Source organism: Pontimicrobium sp. SW4 (assembly GCF_039954625.1).
GTDB lineage: Bacteria > Bacteroidota > Bacteroidia > Flavobacteriales > Flavobacteriaceae > Pontimicrobium.
The window spans coordinates 2,872,115-2,896,647 of sequence record NZ_CP157199.1; the positions used below are offsets into that span (position 1 = coordinate 2,872,115).

The following is a 24,533-nucleotide window of genomic DNA, read 5'->3' on the forward strand; positions in this document are numbered from 1 at the left end:
ATTTAAATAAAACAATCTTCGTTCTAACATAATGTAGATTGTTTTATTTATTTTTACTCTAAACCCAAATAACACAATGCTTAAGCAGTATTTACAATTTAAATTGTCTCAAAAATTATCTCCTCAGCAAATACAACTGATGAAGTTAATTCAGTTACCTACACAAGCTTTTGAGCAGCGTTTAAAGCAAGAGTTAGAAGAAAACCCTGCACTTGAAAGTGGTAAAGATAAAACTGATGAGTTTGATGATGATTTTGATAACTCTGAAGATTTCAATGACAGTGACTCTATCAATGCTGAAGATATAAATGTTGACGAATATTTAAGTGATGATGAGATTCCTGATTATAGAATGCAGGCAAATAATTATAGTGTCGATGATGAAGACAAAAGCATTCCTTATGCTTCTGGAACCTCTTTTACACAGCATTTAAAATCCCAATTAAACACTTTTAGACTTGATGATGAGGAGGAGCAAATCGCTTTGTTCTTAGTGGGTAGTGTAGATGAAAGTGGTTATATAAGGCGTGAACTTTCTGATATTATGGATGATTTGGCGTTTACGCAAAACGTCTATACTACCGAAGATAAAATTGAGAATGTTCTTTCCATAGTTCAGCAATTAGATCCAGCTGGTGTTGGCGCAAGAGGGTTACAAGAATGTTTAAGCATACAATTACACCGTAAAACACCTACACCAAATATTGAATTGGCTCAAAAAATAATAGATAAAGCCTTTGAGCAGTTTACAAAAAAACACTACAAAAAACTACTACAAAAATTTGATATTACAGAAGAGCAACTAAAAGATGCTATTCATGAAATTGAGCGATTAAACCCTAAACCAGGTGGTTCGTTTTCAGGAAATACACGAATGGTAGAACATGTAGTACCAGATTTTACTATAAAAATTGTTGATGGCGAATTAGAACTAACTCTAAATGGAAGAAATGCTCCTGAGCTTCATGTATCTAGAGAATACAATAACATGCTTAAAGGTTATAAAGAGTCTAAAGACAAATCTAAATCTCAAAAAGATGCGGTACTCTTTATAAAACAAAAGTTAGATGCTGCAAAATGGTTTATTGATGCTATTAGACAACGACAGCAAACATTATTTGTTACTATGAGTGCCATTATGCACTATCAAAAAGAATATTTTTTAACTGGTGATGAGCGCAAGTTAAAACCAATGATTTTAAAAGATATAGCTGACGAAATTGAGATGGATGTTTCTACCGTTTCAAGAGTAGCAAACAGTAAATATGTCGATACTCCATATGGCACTAAGCTAATTAAAGAATTCTTTAGTGAGTCAATGAAAAATGATCAAGGAGAAGATGTTTCAACCAGAGAAATTAAAAAAATATTGGAGACAGTTATTGAAGATGAAGATAAAAGAAAACCTTTAACTGATGAAAAACTTGCAGCAATTTTAAAAGAAAAAGGGTATCCAATAGCTAGAAGAACAGTCGCAAAATATCGTGAACAATTAGATATCTCTGTAGCTAGGTTGAGAAAACAAATTTAGGATGAGTGCATTTTTAAGAAGCATATCGTTCATTTTTCATCCACTTTTCATGCCCCTTTTAGGCACTGCTTTCTTTTTTTCAAAATCTCCAAGGTATTTGCCAGTCGAGTTTATTAAAGCCAAACTATTTTCTATCGGACTCCTAACTGTTATACTTCCAATTCTACTTTTTCTATTATTAAAAACTTTTAAAAAAGTAAAGTCGGTAAATCTACCAACAGCAAAAGAGCGTATTTTACCATTAGCTCTTAACTGTATTATCGTTTTTTTAGTACTACAACGTGTGTTACCAAGTAATGAACTTATTGAATTGTATTGTTTTTTTATAGGAATACTATTATCTACTCTAGCTTGTTTAATGCTAGCTATATTGCAATTCAAGCCAAGTATTCATATGACAGCAGCTGGTGGGATTGTTATGTTTTTCATAGGTATTAGTATTCATTACCATATTAATATAAATGGCTCAATAATACTCATGTGTATAATCGCTGGAGCAATTGCAACCTCAAGATTACACTTAAAAGCGCATAATAATATAGAGCTGTTAATTGGATTATTTATTGGAATGATTCCTCAAATAATTATGCTTAACTATTGGTTATAGAATATAAAGCATTATGCCTATTTTCAGCATTTTAGCATCCAAGTTGTTATTATTTAATTGTGCTCTAGAATCGAATATTGAATTTAGGGTATAATGCATATATGCGTTCCATGAATCATAGCCAATTGCTAAAGTAAGCCCATATTGCAATTGGTTAAAATCTTTAATATTATTATTTTTTATTTGCTCTGTTGAATTTTTAAACTTTGTATTTGAAGCAAATACATATCCAAATTTGATTCCGGAATAAATTCTCCAAAATTTATAAGTACTAGCTGTAGATGTACGCCAGCGAAACTCTAATGGAACTTCAACAAGATGCTGTACAAACTTGTTTTTAGTGAACTCAGAGTCATTTAGAAGCTCATATGTATAGGAATCGTTCTGTGTCTTCGAAATTAATAGATTATGATTTATAGAATTGGTAGAATATCCTAATCCAACACCAATAGCAACATTACGTCGTTTGTTAATTGGCATATCTTTAATCATTCCAAAATGAAACCCGCTTGAAAAGCTATTTTGGCGCATTCCTTTTGGCATATTTGTTAATGTATTATATGTTACCCCAAAATAGTATTGATCTTCCTTATACTTATAATCTAATCTGTCACTAACCAGTGTATTACTAACATTTTGCGAAAATGAAAGTTGTACACAAAACGATGCTATAATAAAAAACAATAATCGTTTCATAATATTTCTAATAGTTACAAATATAACGCAAAAGAAAAGCACTCTAATAAGAGTGCTTTTCAATATTATCTAACAAATTAAGATTATTTTCTAATTAATTATTATTAGAAACATCTCCTTGCGCTGTAGTATAATTAATTTTTAAGGCATTTACTTTTCTAAGTTCTTGCTTAATATCTCCTACAATTCCCATGTTTGCTTCTTTATCAACTCTTAAAGAGGTTGTCAGAAAAGGAACTTCTTCTTCCCTTTTTGTAGCACGCTCCGCAGCTATAAATGCAGCTATTTCACTAACTTGAGCAAACTTATCATTTAACTGAATTCTAGCTTCATCACCATACTTTGCCTTATATTGACTACTTGGTTTTCCAACATAAATATACATTACCAGATTTTTCTTCTCAAGCTTTTCAATTTGATCTGCACTTGGTAATCTATTCTCAATCATAAGTGTATCTTCTCTCATTACGGTTGCAACCATAAAAAAGAATAATAGCATAAATACAATATCTGGTAATGATGCTGTGTTTACCGCTGGTAAATCTCCTCCTTTTTTCTTTTTAAACTTAGACATATTATTGTTGTATTAAGTTTTAAATTATTATTGTACTTCAGAAAGTTTTTGAGGGTATTCCTTTTTTATTTGGTCTATTACCTCTTCTAACTTTTTCTTATTCCCAGGCCAATTCACGTCTTTAAGGTTTTTTTGCATTTCTGCAAAGTTCATATCTCTAAAACCTTTTTGAGGCCCTATCTCTAAAGCTCTTCTATTTCTTAGTACATTATAAGCGCCTACCAATTCATTTTGAACTGAGATATACGCTTTATAAGATGTTTCTCTATCATTTTTTAAGGAAATAATTGCCTTGTCTGGATGATCTGACGAGTTAGTGTCTCTTTTTCCTTTACAGTAATCACATTTTTCACCGTTGGCGTTTTCGCCACCACCATTGTCTAAAAACTCAACAGCAGCATCTCTTAAATCTTTTAACTCCATTACCTCATCTTCAACCATCAATTGATCATTTCTATTTAACAGTACTGTAAATATATTTCTCTGTCTAATCACTACATCTTCTTCAGATTCTTCCATTGGAGGCAGCTTTCTGCTAATTCCAGAATCCTTTTCCATAGTCGTAGTTACCAAGAAAAATATTAACAGTAAGAAGGCAATGTCGGCCATAGAGCCTGCATTAACTTCTGGTGCTGATCTTTTTGCCATAATTTTACTTAATCATTTTTTTAATTCCAGAAAATAGCATAATTCCAACTGCAATAAACACTAAAAAGTAGAATAAGTATAATCCTGCCCCCACTAATTGTGAATTCCCTGCTGTTAAAACTTCTCCATCTCTTAAAGGTGTTTCAATACCATTAGCAAATCCAAAATATGCTACTAAGGCTAAAGCTACAAAAGCTCCAACATTAGTTAAGGTCTTTTTTAATGTTGCTGTATTAGAAAACATTTGTTTTACTGAAAATATAACAACTAAAAAGACCATTATTCCTAATATAAGGTACGCTATGTACATAAAAGGCGACACTATACTGTCTTGTAAATCAGGTGAAGTTTCAAGAGCTTCATCTCCTGCTCCAATAATTCTTATAAGAAAGAATATTGAAATAACTCCAACTATTGCAGCAACAAGTTTTATTATTTTTTGCAAATTCATAATCTATAAAGATTTTAAGTTGTTGTTATTACTTCTTGTGTTTTACTAATAAATCCATCAATGAAATTGATGCATCTTCCATATCGTTTACAATTGCATCAATTTTTGAAATGATATAATTATAAAATATCTGTAATATAATAGCAACAATTAGACCAAACACGGTTGTAAGAAGTGCAACTTTAATACCTCCTGCAACTAAAGATGGTTGCATGTCTCCAGCAGCCTCAATTTTATCGAATGCTTGAATCATACCAATTACTGTTCCCATGAACCCTAACATTGGTGCTAATGCGATAAATAATGATATCCAAGATACGTTTTTTTCTAACTGTCCCATTTGTACCCCACCATAAGCAACAACTGCTTTTTCTGCAGCATCAATATCTTCATCTGCACGATCTAATCCTTGATAGAATATAGATGCAACAGGTCCTTTTGTATTTCTACAAACTTCTTTTGCTGCTTCAACACCACCAGATGCAAGTGCGTCTTCAACATTTTGAGTTAATTTTTTAGAATTTGAAGTAGATAAGTTTAAAAAGATAATTCTTTCTATAGCAATTGCTAATCCAAGAATTAAACATAACAATACAATACCCATAAATCCAGGGCCTCCTTCAATAAATCTCTTTTTTAATTCCTGATGAAATCCAAGTTCTTCAGCAGCAGCTCCATCTTCTTGGGCTGAAACAACCGTATTAACAATTGTTGTAGTAGTGTTCGCGTTTGTACTTGCATTTACAGTTCCGAATGCCATAATACATGCGATGGCTAGAATAGAAAATAATCTTTTCATTAGTTCTTGATCTTAATTTTATTAGTTAAAGCGTTAAAGATATAAAAAAATTGTAATTAAAAAATTAAAATTTATTTAGAGATTAGTCATTTCTATTAGGGAAATCGCAATTATCTCTTTTGCAGAGAGGAAGGGATTCGAACCCTCGATACGCTTTTGACGTATACACACTTTCCAGGCGTGCGCCTTCGACCACTCGGCCACCTCTCTATAACTTTTATTTTTTAGTTACAGCGGCTCAAATAACAAAAAAAAGTTTAAACGCTAAAATTTTGGTTGTTAATTTTAAGATATCTCTCCGCGTAATGAACTTTCAAAAAGTTTCTTGAATTTTTTTATAGATAAATTCTTACCTAATAAATACATGAGTTTGGTTATCGCAGCTTCAGTTGTCATATCGCCTCCCGAAATTACACCTATATCTTTTAGTTGTGTACTCGTTTCATATTGCCCCATTATTACACTACCTCCTGAGCACTGTGTTACATTAACTATATGTATCCCTTTATCAATATACTCTTTTAGTATATCAATAAACCACTCTATATTTGTTGTGTTTCCCGCACCATAAGTTTCTAATATCACACCTTCTATGCTTGGAGTAGAAAAAATAGAACGCATCACATTTTTAGAAATTCCAGGAAACAACTTAATAATCGCAGTATTATTATTAAGCGTTTTGTGGACTCGTAATGACTTGCCTTTTTTTGGTTTAAGCAAATACTCTTTATTTACTTTAAGGTGTACACCAGATTCTACTAAATCTGGATAATTTAAAGAAGCAAAGGCTTCAAAATGTTCAGCATTAATCTTTGTGGTTCTGTTACCTCGATATAATTTATATTCAAAATAAAGACATACTTCTTTTATAAGAGGCTGTTCTTTTTCTTGAAGCGAAGCTACTTGAATTGATGTAATTAAATTTTCTTTAGCATCGGTACGTAAATCTCCTATTGGTAATTGTGATCCTGTAAAAATCACAGGTTTTGCTAAGTTTTCTAACATAAAACTTAATGCGGAAGCAGTATAACTCATAGTATCACTTCCATGCAATACCACAAAACCATCACAAGAATGATAATTTTGTTCAATTATTTCAGCGATTTGATTCCAATAATCTGGACTCATATTTGAAGAATCTATGGGCTCTCCAAAAGAAATGGTCTCAATAGAACAAGATAAAAGTTTTAATTCTGGTATTTTATCTAGTAAATTATCAAAATCAAAAGAACGTAACGCTCCTATTTCGGGATCCTTAATCATCCCAATAGTTCCTCCTGTATATATTAAAAGTATGTTTGGTATTTTCATTTCTAAATTTTAAAAACGTCTCTTGAATTGGCTGTGGTAATTTCGGCAATTTCTTTTGTAGTTATACCATATATATATGACAATTTTTCTAACACATTAATTATGTAGCTACTTTCATTGCGTTTTCCACGGTACGGTGTTGGAGCCAAATAAGGTGAGTCTGTCTCTAAAACTATATGGTATAAATCTATTTGATTTAAAAATTGGTCTATCTTTCCATTTTTAAATGTTACTACGCCACCTATTCCTAATTTCATATTATAGGAGATAGCTCTTTGAGCTTGCTCTAATGTTCCTGTAAAGCAATGAAAAATTCCGAATAAATCGTCTCCTTTTTCTTCTTCTAAAATTTCAAAAATCTCATCGAACGAGTCTCTGCAATGAATCACTATTGGCAATTTATATTTCTTGGATAATTTAATTTGATGCCTAAATGCTTCCTGTTGTATGTTTAATGTTGATTTGTCCCAATACAAGTCAATACCTATTTCGCCAATGGCTATAAAAGCTCGTTCAGATAATAGTTTTTCAACATGAGCTAGTTCCTCCTTGTAATTTTCTTTAACAGAAGTAGGATGTAAACCCATCATCAAAAATACATTATTAGGATAATCCTCCTCGAGTTTAAGCATTGCTTTTGTATAGGTTGAATCTATAGCTGGAATAAAAAAACGTGTAATATTATTGCTAAAAGCTCTCTGCATCATTTCTCTACGATCATCATTAAAAGCCTCACTATATAAATGTGTATGTGTATCGGTAATTATCATTTAGCAAAAGTAAGCTTTGATTACTATATTTGAAAGCTCTTAAAAAAGCAATATACTAAAGCACGACCCAACTATTTAACTATGAGCTTACAGCAATTTTTATTAAAAAAAGGTTACACCAAAATAAAGATACACCTTACAAAAACTAATCATTTTGAATTAAAAGCTATGATTAATGGCAAAAAAGGACAGTTTATTTTGGATACAGGAGCATCAAACTCATGTGTTGATTTTACTTTTACCGACACATTTGGGTTAACAGTAGAAGACTCAGAGGTAAAAGCTGCTGGCGCAGGAGCAATAGATATGCTCACACAAGTTTCAAAAAAGAATACAGTTAAGATAGGTAAATGGGTATCAAAAAAAACTTCAATCATTCTATTTGATTTAGCTCATGTAAATACCGCTTTAACTAACCACAATTCAAACCCTGTTCATGGTATTATTGGTGCAGACATTTTAAAAAAAACTAAAGCAATAATTGATTACAATAAGAAATATTTATATCTTAAACTCTAATATTAATAGCAACTCTACTTAATCCTTCTATGAACCCATCAATAATTATTGCTGATGACCACCCATTAGTCCTTAAGGGCTTACAGGATTTTTTGTTTGAAAAAAAGTACAATATTATTGATAGTGCCACTGACGGAAAAGAGGCCTATAAACTGATTGTTAAACATGAACCAGATATTGCCATTCTTGATATAAGAATGCCACATCTAACTGGTATTGAAATAGCCGAACTATGTCAAGGTAAATTAGACACCAAAATTGTGCTAATTACGTTTGAAAAAAGTAGTGCGTTTTATAAACAAGCAAAACAGTATAATATCTATGGTTACTTATTAAAAGAGTTTGCTTTAGTTGAAATTGAAAATTGTTTAAAGGCAGTCGTTAAGGGCACTCCATATTTTAGTAAAGAAATTGAAAATCAGTTTTCAATTGAACAAAATAATATAGATATAAATAGTTTAACACCTTCGGAAAAAAGAATCCTCAAATTAATAACGCAGAATAAAACAGCAAAAGAAATAGCTTCTATCTTAAATGTCTCCTATAGAACAGTTGAAAAACACAAGAGCCATATTATTAAAAAATTTCGTTTAGAGCCTAAACACAACAGTCTTTTATTGTTTGCAAAAGAAAATGAAAACTTTTTATTGTAAATTTTAATTTTTTTAAACATATAACTGCTTGATTTTCTTGTAAATAGGTTTTAAAGAATCAAATATACGTATTTATACGTATTGTTTGGTATTCTTTTATTTATGACATTTACAAAGCTATTAATTAGTTCTTAGGGAGAATTATGGAAGGCTTCAGGTTTAGTTGCCTGAAGCTTTCATTCTTTATAAGAATAAACCCCAAATATTAATGAATAAAAATTATACTACTCTTTGGCGTAAAATTTTATTAGTTGGATTAGTTACTATAACAATTGTAGTAATTTCTATTAATCTGTTAGTTAGTTTAATATGAATAAAAAAGGCGTTTGTTAAACAAACGCCTTTTTAAATTAACAAATATTTTATTACATCTCTAAAGCTTTCTTAATATCATTATCCATTAATAATTCGATTGGATTTTCTAAAGCTTCTTTAACAGCTACCAAAAACCCTACAGATTCTCTTCCATCAATAATTCTATGATCGTAAGACAATGCTACAAACATGATTGGTCGTATTTCAACTTTACCATCAATAGCGACTGGACGTTCAACAATGTTATGCATTCCTAAAATACCACTTTGCGGTGGATTAATAATTGGCGTAGATAACATACTTCCAAAAACACCTCCATTAGATATAGTAAAAGTACCTCCAGTCATCTCATCAACAGTTATTTGACCATCTCTTGCTCTAATGGCTAATCTTTTCACTTCAGCCTCAACACCTCTAAAAGTTAAATCTTCGGCATTTCTAATTACCGGAACCATTAATCCTTTAGGTCCAGATACTGCAATACTAATATCGCAAAAATCATAGCTTATCATTTCTTTACCGTCTATCATAGAATTGACAGCGGGATACATTTTTAATGCTCTAACGACAGCTAATGTAAAGAAACTCATAAAGCCTAGACCTACTCCATGCTTTTCTTTGAAAGCTTCTTTATATTCTTTACGTAATGCAAAAATAGGAGACATATCAACCTCGTTAAAGGTCGTTAGCATTGCTGTAGTATTCTTTGCTTCAACTAATCTTTCTGCTACTTTACGACGAAGCATAGACATTTTACTTCTTGAGCTTCCTCTGCCTTCGACATTAATTGCTTGTCCCATTGAAGGTACCGCTTTAATAGCATCCTCTTTTGTTATGCGTCCATCTCTTCCAGAGCCATTAACTTGAGAAGCATCTATACCTTTTTCGGCTAATATTTTATTAGCAGCAGGACTTGGTGTTCCTGTAGCATAGGTTTGGCTTGAAGAAGTAGCTTGCACAGTTGATTGGGCAGTTTCAACTTTCTCAACTTTTTTTACTGGTACAGTTCCTTCTGGTTTTGTAGCGCTTGTGTCAATTAAACAAACTACTTGTCCAACTGCAACAGCATCCCCACTTTCAGCTTTTAAAGTAATTACTCCGCTTGCTTCTGCAGGCAGTTCTAAAGTTGCTTTGTCACTATCTACCTCAGCAATGGCTTGATCTTTTTCTACATAATCTCCATCTTCTACCAACCATTCTGCTATTTCAACTTCTGTGATTGATTCTCCTGGTGACGGAACTTTCATTTCTAAAATCATTCTATATATATTTTAGTTTTATAATGTTATCTACGTTGGTTATCTTTTGCTTTATCAAAAACGAAATCTATAACTTCTTGATGTCGCCTTTTTGACCTTGTTGAGCTTCCCGCGGCTGGAGCACTATAAGGTCTTCTTGTGGCTGCTCTCCAAGTTCTAGCTTCATCAATATGCATCATCATATGGCTGTAAGCTCCCATATTTCGTGGTTCTTCCTGAGCCCAAACTATTTCTTCTACATTCTTATATTTGTTTATCACTAAACGAATATCTTCGATTGGTAATGGAAATAATTGCTCTATCCTTACTATTGCAACATCTTTCCTTCCTAATCTTTCTTGTTCTTCCAATAAATCATAGTAAAATTTTCCTGTCACAAATACCAAAGATTTTATTTGTTCAACATTAGCTTCGACATCATCAATAAGCATTTGAAAATTACCGTTAGAGAATTCATCAACTGTTGAAACAACTTTTGGATGACGTAATAAACTTTTTGGTGTAAAAACAATTAAAGGCTTTCTATAATTTGCTTTCATTTGTCGTCTTAACAAATGATACATATTTGCAGGTGTTGTACAATCTGCAACAAACATATTATCTCTTGAGCATAATTGTAAATAGCGTTCCATACGTGCTGAAGAATGCTCAGCTCCTTGACCTTCGTAGCCATGTGGTAATAACATTACCAATCCATTTTGAAGCTTCCATTTATCTTCTGCTGCCGAAATGTATTGGTCCAACATTATTTGTGCACCATTACTAAAGTCTCCAAATTGTGCTTCCCAAATCGTTAACGTATTTGGACTTGCCATAGCATAACCATAATCAAAACCTACAACACCATATTCTGATAAAAGTGAATTATAAATATGAAATTCTCCTTGGTTATCACTTATACTATTATGTAAAATAATTTCTTCTTCACTATCTTCAACTTTAACAACTGCATGACGATGAGAAAATGTACCACGTTCTACATCTTGACCAGAAATACGAACATCAAACCCTTCTTCTAACAGTGTCCCATAAGCCAAGTGCTCACCCATTGCCCAATCCAACTTATCTTCATTGAACATTGTTTTTCTAGATTCAATAAGACGCTCTATTTTTCGAATAAATTTTTTATTCTTTGGAAGAGTCGAAATTACTTCAGCTATCTTTTCTAATTTGTTTTTAGGATATGTAGTATCAATTGGAATCATTATTTCTGAAGCATTGGCTCTTCTAAAATCCTTCCAATCTTCTTGCATAAATGGCGTTATGACTGTTTTATTCTCTTTTCTTGAATCTTCTAATTCAGACTCTAACATTGCCTTGTAATCAGATTCAAGCTTATTTACATAATTGCTATCAATAATTCCTTCTTCAATTAATTTAGTTGCATAAATATCTCTTGGATTTAGATGCTTTGAAATAGCTTTATATAATTTTGGTTGAGTAAATCTAGGTTCATCTCCTTCATTATGCCCATATTTTCTATAACCTAGCAAATCAATAAAAACATCACGCTTAAATGTCATTCTAAAATCTAGTGCAAATAATACTGCATGAACAACCGCTTCAGCATCATCAGCATTAATGTGTAAAACTGGTGATAACGTTACTTTTGCAACATCTGTACAATACGTACTCGAACGAGCATCTAAATAATTGGTTGTAAACCCAATTTGGTTATTTACAACAATATGAATGGTTCCGTTGGTTTTGTATCCATCCAGTTTTGCCATTTGTACAACTTCATAAACAAGTCCTTGTCCAGCAATAGCAGCATCCCCATGTACTACAATTGGTAAGACTTTACTAAAATCGTCTGGGTAATATTTATCTTGTTTTGCTCTTGTGATTCCTTCAACAACTGCTCCAACTGTTTCAAGATGCGAAGGGTTTGGAGCTATGCTTAAGTTAATTCTATTACCATTATCTGTTGTGCGCTTACTAGTCCATCCCAAATGGTATTTCACATCACCATCAAACACTTTCTCTTCGTAGTCTTTACCATCAAACTCGCTAAAAATATCTTTAGCAGATTTACCAAATATATTAGTGAGTGTACTTAGTCGACCACGATGTGCCATTCCCATAACAAATTCTTTCACACCATAAGAAGCAGCTTTTTCAATAACAGCATCAAGAGCTGGTATTAACGTTTCACCCCCTTCAAGTGAAAATCGCTTTTGACCAACATATTTTGTGTGCAAGAAGTTTTCAAAAGACACTGCTTCATTTAACTTTTCAAGGATATGCTTTTTTTGGTCTATTGAAAATTTTGTATGATTATCATTACTGTTAAGCTTATCTTGAATCCATTTAATTTCTTCTGGTTGACGTATGTACATATATTCTACACCAATGGCTTCACAATAAATAGCTTCAAGATGCTTTCTTATCTCACTAAGAGTTTGCGCTCCTATACCTAAAACATCTCCTGCGTTAAAAACAGTATTCAAATCGCTTTGAGATAATCCAAAGTTTTCAATCTCTAAAGTTGGTGTATACTTACGTCTGGCACGAACAGGGTTTGTTTTTGTAAATAAATGTCCTCTATTTCTATAACCTTCAATAAGTTTTATAACTTGAAATTCTTTCTGAACATGTTCTGGAATTTGCGCTGAAACACCTTCTACAATTTCACCATATAAACCATAATTTTCACTGCCAAAATCATAGCCTTGAAAAAAAGCTCTCCAACTTGGTTCAACCGAATCTGGATTTTCTAAATATTGTTCGTAAAGATCAGCGAAATATGCCGTATGTGCTGCGTTTAAAAAGGAATATTTATCCATTATTTTTTTTAAGACTTTCTTACGTCAAGAAAATTTTTTCAAAAATACAACTTTTAGTAAAATGTGATGTCTTTTTTTCTATTAAAAACACATCTTTTATAGTGGTAAGAAAACCTTGCCTTGTTCTATTTGTAAAGAAAAATTTTTGATGGTATTTTGATTAAGACTTTGAATGAATTTTGACCTACTTGGACTTGCTATATCATGTAACGGACACGGTTTATTTGAATTACACTTTTCTAGACTTAACAAACAAGAATTAAACTTATCATCTCCATCAATAACATTAACAATATCCATTAAAGTATGGTTTGCATTTTCCTCACTTAAAAAAAATCCGCCTTTAGATCCCTTCTTTGAAGATATTATATCCTCTCTAGATAATTCTTGTAATAATTTCGCTAAATATGCTTGAGGAACATTAATAGGTTCTGCCATATCCTTAACTCTTATTCTATTATCTTCACTAGAGTTAACAGATAGAAATAAAACAGCTTTAATAGCATATTTTGATGAGTTTGAAAACATGTTTTTGAAATTAATTAAGATACTGTAAATATAAAAAAGATGTTTTCGTCCTAAATATGATTTTTATCATGTTTTAATGCCTCTATAGATTATACTTTTGCTCCATAAAATCATTTTTAAATTTTTTATACACCTAAAATTTGAACAAAAAATTAGATAAAACCTAAAACAGAATGAAATCAACACTAAAAATTTTAACACTAGCAATTACCTTATTGGCTTTAAGCTGTGGAGGTGGTGAAGAAAAGAAGGAAGAAAAGACAAAAGTTCAACTTAAAAAACAAACAACAACAAAAGCAGAGCCAAAAACTACTAATACAAAAGCATCCGAAACAATAGATTTAACCAATAAGGGTGTTGGGCCAATAACATCTGTAGACATATCTGCTCCAGTAGATCAAGTCATGGCGACTCGCGGAAAAGAAGTATATGATAAAATGTGTACCGCTTGCCATAGAATTGATAAAAAATTCATTGGTCCTGCGCCAACAGGAATTCTAAAAAAGAGAACACCAGAATGGGTGATGAACATGATCCTAGATCCTGAAGGAATGACTCAAAAAGATCCTTTAGCAAAAGCTCTATTAATTGAGTTTAACGGCTCTCCTATGGCAAATCAAAACTTAACAGAAGAAGAAGCCAGAAATGTCCTTGAATATTTTAGAACATTAAAATAAGCATATATGAAATCAATTAAACATCTATTTTTTGTTTTTACACTAGTAGCATTGGTTTGTTCATGTAAAAATGAAAACAAAGAAGCCTCAACGACCTCTACAGCTAATCAAGCTGATACGAATACAGAAGAACGATCTGGTCAAGCTTTTATAACAGATGATGAAAGTAAGCCAACCGTTTTAAGTATTGCAATAGGATCTAAAGATCATACCACTTTAGTCGCTGCTGTTCAAGCTGCACAATTAGAAAACGCTTTAGTAAATGCAGGCCCGCTAATGGTATTTGCTCCTACTAATGAAGCTTTTGCTGCGCTACCAGAAGGCACTGTAGAAAATTTATTAAAACCAGAAAACAAGGATGCCTTAGCAAATATCTTAAAGTATCATGTAACACCTGGGAACTATTCTAAAGATTTTATAAAGAAGTTTAAAAAGTTAGGACAGGCAAATAATGGCTATGTACAAGTCGAAGTTGTTGATGGTGAACCATTAATTGGAGGTGCAAAAATTTTAGCTAGTGTGCCAGCAGGAAATGGTATTGTCCATGTTATCGACAAGGTGCTTTTGCCACCATCAAATGAGTAAAATAACACTAATCAAAATAAAAAAAATGAAAAATATAATTAAATCAACTATTGCAATGTTAAGTGTTCTAGTAGCATTTACAAGTTGTAATAATTCAGAGAAGTCAGATAGCAAGTCTGGAGCTTTAGCGAGCAACGTTGCCGAAAAAGTATATGTGGCTCCAGGTGAGCATGACGAATTTTACGCATTCATCTCAGGTGGATTTAGTGGGCAGCTATCTGTTTACGGTCTTCCATCTGGACGTTTATTTAAAGTGATTCCTGTGTTCTCACAAGATGCAGAAAAAGCTTATGGTTATAACGAAGAAACTAAACCAATGTTAAACACATCACATGGTTTTGTGCCTTGGGATGATAGTCACCATCCAGATATTTCGCAAACTGCTGGAGAAATAGATGGTCGATGGATATTTATTAATGGTAATAATACACCTCGTATTGCAAAAATAGATTTATCTACTTTTGAAACTACTGAAATTATCGAGATACCTAATAGTGCAGGTAACCATAGCTCTTCTTTTGTTACAGAGAACACAGAATATGTTGTAGCTGGAACACGTTTTTCTGTCCCAATTCCACAAAGAGATATGCCAATTAAGGATTATAAAGGAAACTTTAAAGGATCTTTATCTTTTATCTCTGTAGATCCTGAACATGGTCATATGGATATAAAATTCCAATTAATAATGCCTGGATTTGATTATGATTTATCACACCCTGGTCGTGGAAAATCTCATGGTTGGTTCTTCTTTACAACGTATAATACAGAAGAAGCTAGTACGCTTATGGAAGTTAATGCTTCTCAAAATGATAAAGATTTTATTGCTGCCGTAAACTGGAAAAAAATTGAAGAGTATGTTAACAATGGTGGAGGTACAATGATGCCAGCAAATTATGCTCATAACGTTTATGATGAGTCAACACATATGGCTACTTCTACAATGAAGAAAGAAGTACTTACAGTAAATCCTTTAGATGTCCCTGGAGCAGTATATTTCTTACCAACTCCAAAATCACCTCATGGTTGTGATGTAGATCCAACTGGAGAATATATTATAGGAAACGGAAAATTGTCATCTGCCTTAACTGTACATTCATTTACAAAAATGTTAGACGCTATAGAAAATGAAAAATTTGCAGGCGATGCTTATGGTATCCCTATCATAAATTTTGAAGATGTGTTGGCTGGAACTGTTGAATCTTCAGGTTTAGGCCCATTACATACAGAATTTGATGGAAAAGGAAATGCTTACACTACATTCTTTATTTCTTCAGAAGTTGTGAAATGGAAATTAGGTACTTGGGAAGTTATAGATAGACAACCTTGTTACTACTCAGTTGGTCACTTAATGATTCCTGGTGGAAACTCTAGAAAACCATTTGGCAAGTATGTAGTTGCAATGAATAAAATTACTAAAGACCGTTACCTACCAACTGGTCCCGAAGTTACACAGTCTGCGCAACTGTATGACATTTCAGGTGAAAAAATGGAATTGTTATTAGATTTTCCAACTATTGGAGAACCTCACTATGCAGCTGGTGCTCCTGCCGATTTAATAAAAGCTCGTTCTAAAAAAATATTTAATTTAGAAGACAATAACCACCCTTATGCTGCAAAAAGTGAAGGAGAAACAAAGGTTGTACGTGACGGTAATACAGTTCACATATACATGACAACTATACGTAGTCACTTCTCACCAGATAACATAGAAGGTATTAGAGTAGGCGACAAGGTATATTTTCATGTGACTAATTTAGAACAAGATTACGATGTACCTCATGGTATAAGTATGATTGGAGCTAACACTTCCGAATTACTAATTATGCCAGGACAAACAGAAACATTTACTTGGGAACCAAAACAAGAAGGTGTTTGGCCTTTCTATTGTACAGATTTCTGTTCTGCATTACACCAAGAAATGCAAGGTTATGTTCGTGTATCTGCCAAAAATGCTAATACACCATTAAAATGGTCGCTTGGTGAAGACATTGAATAAATAACATATTAAATAAGTATAAAATTAGGAGAATTTTGTTTTAGTGTTTATTTTCCTATCAAAGGCGAGAGCTGTCTTTTCGCTCTCGCCTTTCTTTTTAAACACTAATATTCCCCAAAAGCTAGAGCTTAAAAATATAGTACCAATAATTTAGATTTAAAAAGATGAAAAAATCAAATATCATCATGTTGCTTGCCGCAATATTACCATTAGGATTATTCTTATTTCCTCTTTGGAAAATTACGCTAGAAGCACCACAATATCCGACACCATTAGGTATGTATATTCATATTAATGATTTTTCTGACGTTAATCCCCACGACATTAAAAACATCAATTTAATGAATCACTATGTTGGTATGAAATACATTCCAGATGCTATACCAGAATTTAAAATATTTCCTGCAGGAATCCTTATTACAACATTAATAGGACTAATTATAGCTTTTAAAGGAAATTACAAATGGTTTTTGTTTTGGTTTATTTTAATGATGGTATTAAGTAGTGCTGGATTATATGATTTTTATATTTGGGAACATGATTATGGTCATAATTTAGACCCTAAAGCTATTATGAAATTTACCAATCCAGATGGTTCACAAATGGGCTTTCAACCTCCATTATTTGGCACTAAAGATATTCTAAATTTTAGGGCACATTCATATCCAAGATTAGGAGCTTACTTTTTAGGACTTGGTATTGCAGCATCACTTTTTGCGTATCTTGTTGGTAAGAAAACCCATAAAAAACCTTAAGTATGTAGAGAGGGAAAGACAAAACACTAAAAACACTAAAAAATGCAAACACTAAAACACTATTTAATTGCTGCATTATTGCTGATTCTTTTTAGCTGTAATGTGTCACCTAAAGCTATAGATTATGGTAGCGATGGTTGTCATTTTTGTAAGATGACTATTGTAGATAAAGTTCATGCCGCCGAAATTGTAACAAAAAAAGGAAAGGTCTACAAATTTGATGCAACAGAGTGTATGGTTAACTCTATGGATGAATTTGACTCATCCGAAGTAAAACTATATTTATCGAACAATTATACAGAGCCAGAAGCTCTAATAGATGCTACTCAAGCTACTTTTTTAATTAGTAAAAATATTCCAAGTCCAATGGGAGCTTTTTTATCTGCCTTTAAAAATAAAGTTGATGCTAAAAAAATGCAATCTGATAAAGGTGGTGAGTTATATACTTGGGAGGAACTACTAGCTCATTTAAACAATTAATTTCATGAATAAATTATTTGTTTTTTTAACAGTCATTTTATTGGCTCAAAAAAGTAGTGCACAAAACATTGAGATATGTAATACGTGTCCAATTTCAACACTTAAAGATGCCATTATCCAAGCCAAAGACTTTGACACAATAACAGTAAAAAAAGGCACATATAAGGAGCATGATATTATCATTGACAAACCAATAACCATTATTGGCAAAGACTACCCAGTAATTGACGGTGAGTTAAAAGGAGAGATCATTACCATTATTTCAGATAATGTAACAGTTGACGGTTTATTTATTATCAATGTTGGTACAAGTTATACAGAGGATTATGCTGCAATTCGTGTGCGTAAAAGCAAAAATTTTGTGATTCAGAATTTAGTGTTAGAAAAACTTTTTTTTGGTATATACATTGAAAAATCTAACTACGGGAAAATATATCATAATAAAATAATTGGAGATGCTAAAGAAGAATATAATTCTGGTAATGGCATACAGCTTTGGTATAGCAATCACATTACAGTAGAGCATAATTACGTCGAGCATGTTCGTGATGGTATTTATTTGGAGTTTTCGGATGATTGTTTAATTAAAAATAATGTAAGTGCCCAAAATCTTCGGTATGGTTTGCATTTTATGTTCTCTAACGACGATATTTATCAAGACAACACTTTTGAAAATAATGGTGCAGGAGTAGCTGTGATGTTTTCCAAAAAAATAAAAATGCTCAACAATACCTTTAAAGAAAATTGGGGAACTGCTTCCTATGGTATGCTCTTAAAAGAAATTAACGATGCCGAAATTATTGGAAATACATTTGAAGAAAATACCATAGGCATCAATATAGAAGGCTCTAACAGGATTATCTATAAAAATAATGATTTTAAAAACAACGGTTGGGCAATTAAAGTACGTGGTGCTTGTTATACCAATAGTTTTATTGAAAATAATTTTTTGTACAACTCTTTTGATATTGCTTACAACAGTAAGGTAAACGATAATGTTTTTGATAGAAATTATTGGAGTAATTACACAGGTTACGATCTTGATAAAAATGGTATTGGTGATGTACCATATCGTCCTGTAAAATTGTTTTCATACATTGTAAATCGCACACCAGAAACTATAATTTTACTACGAAGTATGTTTATTGATATTATGGATTTTTCTGAAAAAGTATCCCCAGTTTTTACACCAGATAATTTAATGGACAACAATCCTTCAATTAAAAAAAACACATGGTAACTATTCAAAATTTACATAAAAAATTTGGCAAAAATCAAGTGCTTAAAGGCATCGATTTAAATATTAATGAAGGAGGAATATTTGCAGTATTAGGGCCAAATGGTTCTGGGAAAACAACTTTGATTAAATCTATTCTGGGAATGGTCATTCCCAATAAAGGCAACATAGAAGTATTAGGAAATAATATTAAAAAGAATTCAGACTATAGACATAAAATTGATTACCTGCCTCAAATAGCTAATTTCCCTAGCAATTTAAAAGTTAAAGAATTAATCAAAATGATTAAGGATTTACGTAAAAATACTACTGAAGATGAACGCCTAATAGAATTGTTTAAGCTTGAACCTTTTTTAGATAAAAAACTAGGTAACCTATCAGGAGGAACAAAACAAAAAGTAAATATTGTATTAACCTTCATGTTTGATAGTCCATTAATAATTTTAGACGAACCAACAACTGGTTTGGATCCTATTTCGCTTATTAGGTTAAAAGATTTAATTCAAGTCGAAAAAGCAAAAGGAAAAACCATATTAATTACATCACATATTATGAGTTTTGTCGAAGAAGTGTCTGATGAAATTGTTTTCATATTAGAAGGCAAAATATACTTTAAAGGAACCATTCAAGATTTAAAAACCAAGACCAAGCAACCAGATTTTGAACATGCTATTGCGTCTATATTAACCGATAATCATGCTTAAAATATTAAAATATAGTTTTTACGATTTAATGCGCAGTCGCTGGAGTTATGTCTATTTTGCATTTTATTTATTGCTTGGGATTATCCTCTTATTTTTAAACAACGACTTATCTAAAGCAGTCATAACTTTAATGAATGTTATTATTGTTCTTGTACCGTTGATAGGCACCATTTTTGGCGTAATGTACTACTACAACTCTAGAGAATTTACCGAATTGTTATTAGCACAACCCTTAAAACGTTCGTCCATTTTCTTAGGACAATATTTAGGAGTCGCTTTATCACTTTCTATGAGTTTGATTTTAGGTTTAGGTATTCCATTCGTGTTTTATGGTTTATTTGAGAGTAGTGCCATTTGGGATTTTTCACTATTACTAATTACTGGAACATTTCTCACTTTAATCTTTACAGCCTTGGCTTTTAATATTGCCTTGTCTAATGAAAACAAAATTAAAGGGTTTGGATATGCCATTTTGCTATGGCTGTTCTTAGCTATTATTTATGATGGGATCTTTTTAATGACTTTAATTATGTTTGAAGATTATCCCCTTGATAAATTATCTCTTGTTGGCACCATGCTAAACCCAATAGATTTATCGCGAACACTTATTTTATTGAAGCTAGATATTTCAGCTTTACTAGGTTATACAGGAGCTGTGTTTAAACAATTTTTCGGAACGAATTTTGGACTCATTGTTTCTTTTATAGTATTAATAATTTGGGTAATGTTGCCAGTGTGGAGAATTTCGGCAAAATCAAAAAAGAAAGATTTTTAAAAGTATATTGTCAATATTAAATAACATATCTATGAAAACACAAATCTTAACATTTATTGTTTTTGCTTTCCTTTTTTCTAGTTGCAAAAATGGAGAAAATAAAAGAAGTAATGAGACTCTAACAAATATTGACTTATCAGAATTAAGATTAGATAATGGGAATAAATGGATTGTTAACCTTGAAACACATGATGGTCTAAAAAATATGGATGCAATCATTAAGAATTTTAAATCTAAAACTAGCAAGGAGTATATAGTATTAGGCGAAACTTTATCTAAAGAAACAAGTGTTATTATTAAAAAATGCTCTATGAAAGGCGAACCTCACGACCAGTTGCACGTTGTTTTGGTTCCAATGTTAGATGAAATTTCTACTCTAAAGGAAACCAATGTTAATATTGAAGCAAAACAAGTCTCGGTAGAAAAGTTAGATTATCTAATCAAAAAGTATTTTGAGCATTTTAGCCTTTAGTACTTATGTCTGTACCACACTTTTTGCCACTCACGAAGCAAAATTAAAAACGTAACCTGCTCCGATAATAACACAATATCGCTTCCGTCAAGTTGTTTTATTTTATGCTCTGGAACATCAATAATATACAATAGGTTTAAATACTCCGCGAATTTCTCCTGTATTAACTTAAATACAGTTTCGTGCAATAAAAATTTAAGACTTGTTGGTAAAATAGTTTCATCAAAATCGAGGTCAATACTTGCCAATAAAAAATCCTTATTAAGCTGTTTTATAAGCTTACTATATAAGTTTTCATCATTAGCTAGAGCAATTAATTCTTCAAAATTATTAGGAAGTAACATTATACGTTTCTATTCATTAATGCAGTCCCAAACTGTTTTAATAACTCTTTTTTCTCTGATGATATACTTATGGATTCTAACACATTAAATGCTTTTTCAGTATAACTCTCTATAATTTCTTTTATTGCTGTAGAGGCACCGCTAGCATCAAATATTTGCTTTACTCTAGTTACCTTATCATCATTATTTGACAAAGAATTATTATAGAATTGTAATAATTCGGTCTTTTTTTGTGTATCTGACAACTCAAGTGCCTTTAAAAAAAGATAGGTTTTTTTATTTTCAATAATATCCCCTCCTACTTGCTTCCCAAACGATTCTGGGTCTCCAAAGGCATCTAAATAATCATCTTGTAATTGAAATGCTATTCCTAGGTTTTTCCCAAACTCATAAATATTATCTTGATCTTCACTTGAAGCTTTGGCAACAATAGCTCCCATTTTCATTGCTGCACCAACTAAAACAGCTGTTTTGTATTCGATCATTTTAAGATATTCCGGAATATCAACATCATTCCGTGTTTCAAAATCAATATCATATTGCTGTCCTTCACAAACTTCAATAGCAGTTTTACTAAACAACTTTGCCAATGATTTAAATCTATTGCCTTCATAATTTTCAAACAATTGGTAGGCAAGAATTAGCATTGCATCACCAGATAAAATTCCAGTATTTAAATCCCATTTTTCATGAACGGTTCGTTGGCCTCTTCTTAAAGGTGCATCATCCATAATATCATCATGAACTAACGAGAAATTATGAAATACTTCAACTGCCAATGCAGCATCTAAAGATATTTTGTAACTCTCATCAAAAATTTCTGTAGTCATTAAAGTAAGTACTGGACGTAAACGTTTTCCTCCTAAACCTAGAATATATTGAATAGGTTCATACAAACTATGAGGAGTTTTTGGAGTAGCAAAATCATTCAAATATTTCACAAACGCCTTTTGGTATTGTTCTATAGATAACATGGCGCAAAAATAAAGCAATTCAAAATAATAAAAGGCACACTTGATAAATCCAATGTTAAATAATTATTAAAACTTTGGAAACTTTTTAGGTTTTTAAAGTTTCCTCTTGTATTTTTGCGCCTTATTATGAGAGAAAAGATAATACATAAATCGGCTGATTTATTTTTAAGCTATGGTTTTAAAAGCGTTACAATGGACGATATTGCTAATGCTTTAGGAATTTCCAAAAAAACCATTTACCAACATTTTGACAATAAAACAAAATTAGTTGAAGCAACAACATTATCCTTATTTAACATAATTTCTTATGGAATAGACGCTATTTGCGCTTTAGAAAAAAATCCTATTGAAGAAATTTACGATATAAAACGCTTTGTTTCTGAGCATTTGAAAGATGAAAAATCGTCTCCTCAATATCAATTACAAAAATATTATCCAAAAATCTATAATACCCTCAAAGGAAAACAATTTGATGTGATGTATCAATGCGTTAATGCAAACTTAAAACGTGGTATAAAACTCAAAATTTATAGAGATACCATACATGTAGATTTTATAACTCGAATTTATTTCAACGGTATTCTTGCAATTAAAGATGAAGATCTTTTTTCAAAAAAGAAATTTTCTGTGAACATGCTTCTAGATAATTATTTAGAATATCATTTACGAGGCATTTGCACTAACAAAGGTCTAGCAATATTAAATACTACTATACAAAAAAATCAATCATTAAACTCATGAAGAAAACAATCTTAACTATTTTTAGTTTAGCAATTTACGTTGGAGGTTTTTCTCAAGAAATACCTCAAACATTAAGTTTACAACAAGCCATAGATTATGCTCTTGAAAACAACCGAACCGCTAAGAATGCACAACGAGATATTGAAGCAGCTAAACAACAAAAGTGGGAGACTATTGCTTCTGGTTTACCACAAATAAGCGCATCTATAGACTATAACCATTGGTTAAAACAACAAATATCTCTTATTCCTGCAGAGTTCTTCGGTGGAAATCCTGGAGAGTTTACGGAAGTCGCTTTTGGTACCAAAAAAACCATGAATGCAACAGCTACCTTAAACCAGAAAATATTTGATGGTTCTTATTTAGTAGGCTTACAATCTGCAAAAGTGTTTTTAGAAATATCTAAAAATGCTAAAGAAAAAACAGATTTGGAAGTTAGAAAAGCGGTTATTAATGCTTATGGAAATGTTCTACTATCTGAAGAGAGTGTAAATATATTAGAAAGAAATATTGCTGTTCTTGAAAAAAACCTAAATGAAACCACAAAAATTTACGAAAACGGACTTGGTGAAGAAGAAAGCGTTGAGCAATTACAAATAACTCTTTCAAGTATTAAAAGTAATTTATCCAATACCGAACGTTTAAAAACTTTAGCTTACAAAATGCTAAATATTACTTTAGGCATAGACTTAGATGCAAACATTAAACTTACTGATAATTTAAGTAGCCTAACATCCGAAAATATGGTTGTTAGTTTATTGGATGCCAATGAAAATATTGAACAAACCATCGATTATAAAATTGCTGAAAACGATAAAGTCTCAAAAGAATTATTACTAAAATTAGAAAAAAGCAAAGCACTACCAACCTTAAACGCTTTTATTAATGGAGGCTATTCTGGCAATAATGATAAGTTTCAATTTTTAAAAAACTCACAAGAATGGTTTGGATCATCATTACTTGGTGTAAGTATGAATATTCCTATTTTTAGTTCTGGCATGAGAAACGCTGCTACACAACGAGCAAAAATCAACCTAGAAAAAGCAAAGGACGATTTAACTGAAACAGAGCAAAAATTGAAACTGCAAATTGAAACTGCAAAAAGCGAATATAAATTTGCAATTGAAGATTATAAGAACAAAAAAAATAATTTAGGTCTTGCAGAACGTATTGAAAAGAAAAATGAGATTAAATTCTTTGAAGGTATCAGCTCAAGTTTTGAGTTACGTCAAGCGCAAACACAATTATATACAGCACAACAAGAATTACTTCAAGCTATGCTCGATGTAATCAATAAAAAAGCAGCTTTAGAAACTGTACTTAATGAAATACCAAAAAATTAATCA

27 protein-coding genes and 1 tRNA gene are annotated in these 24,533 nt (G+C 31.6%); 15 read left to right on the plus strand and 13 right to left on the minus strand.

What is annotated here, in order from left to right; translation table 11 throughout:
• Positions 1 to 76: 76 nt before the first annotated feature.
• Positions 77 to 1,531 carry an RNA polymerase factor sigma-54 gene (gene rpoN, locus ABGB03_RS13210; RefSeq protein WP_347923044.1) on the plus strand — a complete coding sequence of 485 codons (1,455 nt, stop codon included), beginning with the start codon at positions 77 to 79 and terminating at the stop codon, positions 1,529 to 1,531.
• Between the two features lies 1 nt (position 1,532).
• Positions 1,533 to 2,138: a hypothetical protein gene (locus ABGB03_RS13215; RefSeq protein WP_347923045.1), complete on the plus strand. Its 606-nt coding sequence runs from the start codon at positions 1,533 to 1,535 to the stop codon at positions 2,136 to 2,138.
• Here the strand turns inward: ABGB03_RS13215 and ABGB03_RS13220 are convergent.
• The 8 genes from ABGB03_RS13220 to ABGB03_RS13255 all read right to left on the minus strand — a co-directional run bounded on the left by ABGB03_RS13220 (position 2,133) and on the right by ABGB03_RS13255 (position 7,387).
• Entirely contained in the window at positions 2,133 to 2,834 is a 702-nt protein-coding gene (locus tag ABGB03_RS13220) for a porin family protein (protein WP_347923046.1), read from the minus strand. The genes ABGB03_RS13215 and ABGB03_RS13220 overlap by 6 nt on opposite strands.
• 94 nt (positions 2,835 to 2,928) lie before the next feature.
• Entirely contained in the window at positions 2,929 to 3,408 is a 480-nt protein-coding gene (locus ABGB03_RS13225; RefSeq protein WP_347923047.1) for a biopolymer transporter ExbD, read from the minus strand.
• Positions 3,409 to 3,435: 27 nt separating this feature from the next.
• Positions 3,436 to 4,056: a biopolymer transporter ExbD gene (locus tag ABGB03_RS13230; protein ID WP_347923048.1), complete on the minus strand. Its 621-nt coding sequence runs from the start codon at positions 4,054 to 4,056 to the stop codon at positions 3,436 to 3,438.
• A 4-nt stretch (positions 4,057 to 4,060) separates the two neighbouring features.
• A complete protein-coding gene (locus ABGB03_RS13235; RefSeq protein WP_347923049.1) occupies positions 4,061 to 4,507 on the minus strand; it encodes a hypothetical protein in 447 nt (148 codons plus the stop codon).
• Positions 4,508 to 4,535: 28 nt separating this feature from the next.
• Positions 4,536 to 5,306, minus strand: a complete 771-nt coding sequence (locus ABGB03_RS13240) for a MotA/TolQ/ExbB proton channel family protein (protein ID WP_347923050.1) — start codon at positions 5,304 to 5,306, stop codon at positions 4,536 to 4,538.
• Positions 5,307 to 5,428: 122 nt separating this feature from the next.
• Positions 5,429 to 5,516, minus strand: a tRNA-Ser gene (locus tag ABGB03_RS13245).
• 75 nt (positions 5,517 to 5,591) lie between these two features.
• Positions 5,592 to 6,617, minus strand: a complete 1,026-nt coding sequence (locus tag ABGB03_RS13250; protein WP_347923051.1) for an asparaginase — start codon at positions 6,615 to 6,617, stop codon at positions 5,592 to 5,594.
• A gap of 2 nt (positions 6,618 to 6,619) precedes the next feature.
• On the minus strand, positions 6,620 to 7,387 hold the full coding sequence (locus ABGB03_RS13255; protein WP_347923052.1) for a TatD family hydrolase: 768 nt from the start codon (positions 7,385 to 7,387) through the stop codon (positions 6,620 to 6,622).
• A gap of 81 nt (positions 7,388 to 7,468) precedes the next feature.
• Between ABGB03_RS13255 and ABGB03_RS13260 the strand changes: the two genes are divergently transcribed.
• Together ABGB03_RS13260 and ABGB03_RS13265 are read left to right on the plus strand one after the other, a co-directional pair.
• Entirely contained in the window at positions 7,469 to 7,906 is a 438-nt protein-coding gene (locus tag ABGB03_RS13260) for a retropepsin-like aspartic protease (protein ID WP_347923053.1), read from the plus strand.
• A 29-nt stretch (positions 7,907 to 7,935) separates the two neighbouring features.
• Positions 7,936 to 8,559: a response regulator transcription factor gene (locus tag ABGB03_RS13265; protein WP_347923054.1), complete on the plus strand. Its 624-nt coding sequence runs from the start codon at positions 7,936 to 7,938 to the stop codon at positions 8,557 to 8,559.
• Between the two features lie 365 nt (positions 8,560 to 8,924).
• Here the strand turns inward: ABGB03_RS13265 and odhB are convergent, their stop codons facing one another.
• From odhB to ABGB03_RS13280, 3 genes are all read right to left on the minus strand, one after another.
• Positions 8,925 to 10,133 carry a 2-oxoglutarate dehydrogenase complex dihydrolipoyllysine-residue succinyltransferase gene (gene odhB, locus ABGB03_RS13270; RefSeq protein WP_347923055.1) on the minus strand — a complete coding sequence of 403 codons (1,209 nt, stop codon included), beginning with the start codon at positions 10,131 to 10,133 and terminating at the stop codon, positions 8,925 to 8,927.
• Between the two features lie 26 nt (positions 10,134 to 10,159).
• Positions 10,160 to 12,919: a 2-oxoglutarate dehydrogenase E1 component gene (locus ABGB03_RS13275; protein WP_347923056.1), complete on the minus strand. Its 2,760-nt coding sequence runs from the start codon at positions 12,917 to 12,919 to the stop codon at positions 10,160 to 10,162.
• Positions 12,920 to 13,015: 96 nt separating this feature from the next.
• On the minus strand, positions 13,016 to 13,447 hold the full coding sequence (locus tag ABGB03_RS13280; protein WP_347923057.1) for an Rrf2 family transcriptional regulator: 432 nt from the start codon (positions 13,445 to 13,447) through the stop codon (positions 13,016 to 13,018).
• Between the two features lie 173 nt (positions 13,448 to 13,620).
• Between ABGB03_RS13280 and ABGB03_RS13285 the strand changes: the two genes are divergently transcribed.
• The 9 genes from ABGB03_RS13285 to ABGB03_RS13325 all read left to right on the plus strand — a co-directional run bounded on the left by ABGB03_RS13285 (position 13,621) and on the right by ABGB03_RS13325 (position 21,128).
• Positions 13,621 to 14,124: a cytochrome c gene (locus tag ABGB03_RS13285; RefSeq protein ID WP_347923058.1), complete on the plus strand. Its 504-nt coding sequence runs from the start codon at positions 13,621 to 13,623 to the stop codon at positions 14,122 to 14,124.
• A gap of 6 nt (positions 14,125 to 14,130) precedes the next feature.
• Positions 14,131 to 14,709, plus strand: coding sequence for a fasciclin domain-containing protein (locus tag ABGB03_RS13290; protein WP_347923059.1), 579 nt, complete (start codon positions 14,131 to 14,133; stop codon positions 14,707 to 14,709).
• Positions 14,710 to 14,734: 25 nt separating this feature from the next.
• Positions 14,735 to 16,705, plus strand: coding sequence for a Sec-dependent nitrous-oxide reductase (nosZ, locus tag ABGB03_RS13295; protein ID WP_347923060.1), 1,971 nt, complete (start codon positions 14,735 to 14,737; stop codon positions 16,703 to 16,705).
• Between the two features lie 164 nt (positions 16,706 to 16,869).
• The gene (locus tag ABGB03_RS13300) at positions 16,870 to 17,460 is read left to right on the plus strand and encodes a hypothetical protein (RefSeq protein ID WP_347923061.1); all 591 of its coding nucleotides are present in this window, start codon (positions 16,870 to 16,872) and stop codon (positions 17,458 to 17,460) included.
• Positions 17,461 to 17,502: 42 nt separating this feature from the next.
• Complete coding sequence (locus ABGB03_RS13305) at positions 17,503 to 17,940, plus strand: nitrous oxide reductase accessory protein NosL (RefSeq protein ID WP_347923062.1); 438 nt, start codon at positions 17,503 to 17,505, stop codon at positions 17,938 to 17,940.
• 4 nt (positions 17,941 to 17,944) lie between these two features.
• A complete protein-coding gene (locus tag ABGB03_RS13310) occupies positions 17,945 to 19,180 on the plus strand; it encodes a nitrous oxide reductase family maturation protein NosD (protein WP_347923063.1) in 1,236 nt (411 codons plus the stop codon).
• Complete coding sequence (locus ABGB03_RS13315) at positions 19,174 to 19,881, plus strand: ABC transporter ATP-binding protein (protein ID WP_347923064.1); 708 nt, start codon at positions 19,174 to 19,176, stop codon at positions 19,879 to 19,881. The genes ABGB03_RS13310 and ABGB03_RS13315 overlap by 7 nt, the downstream gene beginning before the upstream one ends.
• A complete protein-coding gene (locus ABGB03_RS13320; protein WP_347923065.1) occupies positions 19,874 to 20,656 on the plus strand; it encodes an ABC transporter permease in 783 nt (260 codons plus the stop codon). The genes ABGB03_RS13315 and ABGB03_RS13320 overlap by 8 nt, the downstream gene beginning before the upstream one ends.
• 31 nt (positions 20,657 to 20,687) lie before the next feature.
• Positions 20,688 to 21,128 (plus strand): hypothetical protein, encoded by a 441-nt coding sequence (locus ABGB03_RS13325; RefSeq protein WP_347923066.1) that lies wholly within the window; start codon positions 20,688 to 20,690, stop codon positions 21,126 to 21,128.
• Here ABGB03_RS13325 and ABGB03_RS13330 read toward each other — a convergent pair.
• Positions 21,125 to 21,472: a hypothetical protein gene (locus ABGB03_RS13330; protein ID WP_347923067.1), complete on the minus strand. Its 348-nt coding sequence runs from the start codon at positions 21,470 to 21,472 to the stop codon at positions 21,125 to 21,127. The two genes, ABGB03_RS13325 and ABGB03_RS13330, sit on opposite strands and share 4 nt — an antisense overlap.
• Complete coding sequence (locus tag ABGB03_RS13335) at positions 21,472 to 22,446, minus strand: polyprenyl synthetase family protein (RefSeq protein ID WP_347923068.1); 975 nt, start codon at positions 22,444 to 22,446, stop codon at positions 21,472 to 21,474. Before ABGB03_RS13335 ends, ABGB03_RS13330 begins: the two co-directional genes overlap by 1 nt.
• Before the next feature lie 126 nt (positions 22,447 to 22,572).
• Here ABGB03_RS13335 and ABGB03_RS13340 point away from each other — a divergent pair, with 126 nt between their 5' ends.
• A complete protein-coding gene (locus ABGB03_RS13340; RefSeq protein WP_347923069.1) occupies positions 22,573 to 23,187 on the plus strand; it encodes a TetR/AcrR family transcriptional regulator in 615 nt (204 codons plus the stop codon).
• Positions 23,184 to 24,530 (plus strand): TolC family protein, encoded by a 1,347-nt coding sequence (locus ABGB03_RS13345; protein WP_347923070.1) that lies wholly within the window; start codon positions 23,184 to 23,186, stop codon positions 24,528 to 24,530. The genes ABGB03_RS13340 and ABGB03_RS13345 overlap by 4 nt, the downstream gene beginning before the upstream one ends.
• Positions 24,531 to 24,533: the final 3 nt, after the last annotated feature.